The 3820-nt window shown below is 68.5% G+C and carries 2 protein-coding genes and 2 pseudogenes; 1 reads left to right on the top strand and 3 read right to left on the bottom strand.

The genetic code is table 11. The features are described 5' to 3' along the window. Positions 1–1078: 1078 nt before the first annotated feature. The 3 genes and pseudogenes from AC08OV_RS16235 to AC08OV_RS16245 all read right to left on the bottom strand — a co-directional run. A pseudogene (locus AC08OV_RS16235) lies at positions 1079–1528 on the bottom strand (restriction system modified-DNA reader domain-containing protein); the annotation flags it as partial. A 33-nt stretch (positions 1529–1561) separates the two neighbouring features. Next, a complete protein-coding gene (locus AC08OV_RS16240) occupies positions 1562–2818 on the bottom strand; it encodes a type II toxin-antitoxin system HipA family toxin (protein WP_476614963.1) in 1257 nt (418 codons plus the stop codon). Then, positions 2818–3132: a helix-turn-helix domain-containing protein gene (locus AC08OV_RS16245; protein ID WP_476614964.1), complete on the bottom strand. Its 315-nt coding sequence runs from the start codon at positions 3130–3132 to the stop codon at positions 2818–2820. Before AC08OV_RS16245 ends, AC08OV_RS16240 begins: the two co-directional genes overlap by 1 nt. A 406-nt stretch (positions 3133–3538) precedes the next feature. Between AC08OV_RS16245 and AC08OV_RS16250 the strand changes: the two are divergent. Then, a pseudogene (locus AC08OV_RS16250) lies at positions 3539–3820 on the top strand (hypothetical protein); the annotation flags it as partial.

The raw sequence follows: 3820 nt of genomic DNA on the forward strand, positions 1-3820 counted from the left end.
CGGTAAGGACCGTTGGGACCATCGGGATGGTAAGGACCGTTGGGACGGCAAGGACCGGCACCACAAGGACGACTGGGATTGGGATTGGGACTGGGACTGAGCTGACGAGAGGACCCGGACGGAACGCCACTGAAATACAGCGAACCGCTAGGAGAGACGTGTAGCGGGGTTGGCCAGGGCGTCCGGAACGGATTCCAATCGGCAATGCTCGCCCGGGTTCTCCGGCTACCGCGGCACCGGACATCGTAGCTCTGCGATGTCCGGTGCCCGCGCCCCGTGGCCGCCGCGCGCGGGTGGCGGGAAGGCGGCGCTCCGGCTCCCCTCCAGCTTCACCATTCTCCTCGGTCGCCCCCTCCTTACCGGTTTTGTGGCGTGGAGGCCCCGCCGTTTACGGCGGGGAGAAAACGCCGTCCTATCGGGGCATCAGTTGTCCTTCCTTCCGTAGAATTGAGGGTCGAACGGGTGTTCCGTGGATCTGGCAGGTCCTGAGATCGCAGCCACACTCCTGGCGGTTGCCGCGGCAATCGCGGTCTGCTGCGGACTGCTCCCGTCGACCGCGGGACGCGGCGACCGTCGGCGGCGCGTTGACGACCCGGACCGCTGTGCCTGCATATTGCAGGCGCAGCGGCTACAGTAAGGTCATGGCCGTGATCGACTGTTCGGCGTTGGTGTGAACGCTGACAGACCACAGCGCGGGCGGGGTCGCCGTGCGCCGTCGACTCGCCGGTGTCGCATCGCTTGCGGCACCCGGCCTGCTCGACTACGAGATGATTTCGGCCTTGTTCGGAATGCGCCGGGGAGGCAAGCTGACCGAGCGGGAGACAGCGAAGGCCATCGCCTCGAACCCTGGCCTCAGTCCCACCAAGCCAGACCTCGTCGAAGCAGCCACCCACCCCGAAACAATCAGAGCCGTCGTCGCCCTCCTCACCGCCCGCGGCCACTCCCGAAGAGCCGACTTGACTGGCAAGATCATGGTTCGGTGGCCGGGGGCTGACTTCAACGGCAAAAGGACGCCCACGGATTTTGCCATCGAAGTTGATCTGCCCAGGTCACGGCTGTCGACGGGCCGAGATGCCTGTCACCGGACATCTGAGCAGGGGAGATGTCCAGTGACCGCGCCGCCCGTGACATCATCTACCGAATCGAACAGGTGTTCTGTAGGCCTGGCGGTTCCGGACACCTCGACCCGTCTCGCGACCGTGATCGTCGGGGCGGGCCCGCATGCCTCAGCCGTTCCGCTCGGCGCCGGAGGACAGCAGGTATCGGGCACGGGTCGCGAACAGCGTGTCGTTCGTTCGTTCCACTCGCCAGAACCGCCAGTCGCCCGGGTTGGGCGCTCCGGTGGAGCAGCCTTGGCTGCGGCGCTCGCCAAGCGGTAGACCTCGCCGGAGGCCGTGCGGATCCGGCCGTCGGCCGTCAGGGTCGCTGGGAACAGCCGACCGCTGCGGCGCCCGACGAGCCGCTCGCCAGCGCGCAGGAGGCCAGCGTCGATCAAGTCTGCCAGGGTCGCGTTGTAGCGCTGCCGCCGCGGGCGTGCTTCGTCGTAACCGCCGGCAACATCTCAAGGCACACTGAGAGCACGGGCGATCCGTCGCTGTTCGCTCTCGTAGGCCACTGCCATCCGGTCGGCCTGGCTTTTCGGGATGCCGAGCCCGGCTGCGGCCTGCCGCCAGCCCGCCGTGGCGGTCTCCACCTCCCTGACGAGGTCGCGGGCCCTCGGCGGCGACAAGCGGAAGTAGTTGCCCACCGACAGCGCGAGGTCGATGCTTGCGTCGGTGTTGTCGAGATCGACGGCCGTGCTCAGCCGGGCCGGGTTGTCCGGATTGGGGTTGAGGTCGTAGGCAGGAGAGAGCGCCCAGCCGTCTCGCTCGCGCAGGAACGCGTGATTGCGCAGGTGGTCGTCAGTGTTCCCGGTCAGGATGGAGAACAGGATCCGCCGGTAGAGCTCACGCAGGTCGGCGTCAGCTCTCGGCGAGTAGCGTTCGATTACCTCGGCGATCTCGAGGTAGCTGCGGAGGTCCCCGTCGGAGGCCTCGAGCATGGTCAGGGCGCTTGCGAACCCCAGACGCCGCGCGCCGATGCGGTCGAAGCGGCTCAGGAGTAGTACGTGCCGGCCGGCAACGGTCAGCAGTTCCGACTCCGCCACGGTAAGCCCCGCTCTGCGAGCGAGTCTCAGTTGTACCTCCTCCCAACCGGCCACGTCCCATTCGTCACTGTCCGAACGCGGGAACTTGGCGATCGAGAGCCGCCCGGACACGTCCCGCACCGCCGCCTTGGGGCGCGCGCCGCCGAGCGAGCTACCTGCGTCGATGAGGTCCGCGAGGTCGCGGTCGAAGTCGCCCTCCGCGCGGACGCGGTCGGCTGCTCGCATGAGCCGGGCCAGGTCGATCAGCCGTGGGACCGCGTGCCGGTGCGTCGAATAGTAGGTGGCGGTCGCCGGCTGGCGGAACCTGGCACCTCCCTGGCGGGTGTCGTCGCGGACGCCGAGAAGGAAGTCGGCCTTACCGAGAGTGCGAGGTGTGGTCTCGGCGGCGCGGGCGCGCTCGCGCTCCTCACGCCTCATGAGGTTCTCGCCCCATCGGTCGGGGGCGCTGTCGGCGAACGCGTTGAAGATGGCCGACCCCGGCGGCGTGTGGAAGACGCCGGCGGCTCTGGCCAGTGCCGGGTCGAGGTCGTATCCGGCCGGGTTGGTCAGGTAGGCGTCGGCATATCGGAACGTGGCGCTCTGTCCGCCGCGGTCGTGAAGCCACAACGTCCCGGCGGCGGTCTCCTGCCCGTCGATCTCGACGGTGACCTCGACAGGATCCCGTCCGGCCATCAGCGCCGTACTCGCTTGGGGAGGATCTCGTCCATGCGCAGCCGGCCGACGTCGGTCTCGTACGGGTCGGTGGCCCTGACGACGGCATCCATGATCCCGATGGTGCGTAGCACCCTGAACAGGTTCTCGGTGCTCGCGGTGCCCTTACCCTGCTCGATGGCGCGCAGCGTGTCCCGGGAGATCCCGGCTCGCTGGGCGACCTGGGCCGCGGTCAGCCGGTTCAGCTTCCGCCAGGTCGACACATGATCGCCGAGCAGACGCAGCGACCGCGCCACCGACAACGGCGTGGCATGCGAGGCCCTGTCACCGACCATAGCCAGCATCATACGAGCCTACGGCGGTTAAGTTCGCCGTTAAGTGCGGCTGCCTCCAGGCGGTGGCTGACCAGGTGGGGCAGGCCGGGGCGAAGACGGTCATGACGGGTAGATCGCGTGCCCACCCGGGCCGTCTGAGATTGTCCTGCCGGCCCACGTTCCTGCCGGCTCACGCGAGACGCCGAGCCGGCGGGGCCACGAAGATCTTGGATGGCGTGGAGACGCCGCGGTCTCCTTCATCGCGATTCGGGTCATCGGCGAACAGGTTGCCCCGCACGTCCCCGGTGCCGACCCCGCCGCTGACGGCGGCGACGACACCTGTCGTCCTGGAAGACAAAGCACCCGGCAGGGTGGAAAAATACCCACCGGGTCGCCGGAGCCGCGGACTACACCAACCGTTTGCAGCTCACCGGACAGCGCGGTCACCACCGCGATCTGGGGGCCGCTGTTCTGCGCGTTCGCACCCCTGACCATCCTGGCCATCCCGATCGGCCTGGCCGTCGCCGTCACCGCCGTCGTCGTGATCGTCCCGGCCCGGGCCCAGGTCTTCGGGGACCTGATCGAAGCCGCCTACGACCAGCACCGCACCGTCCTCTACACCTAGCTCCGCTGGCCCCTGCCCGCCAACCCCCAGCAGGAACGGGAACACGGCCAGCGGCTGACCGCCTACCTGTGGCGCGGCCCCGAC

It is taken from the genome of Frankia sp. CeTa3Moorea (assembly GCF_978021225.1).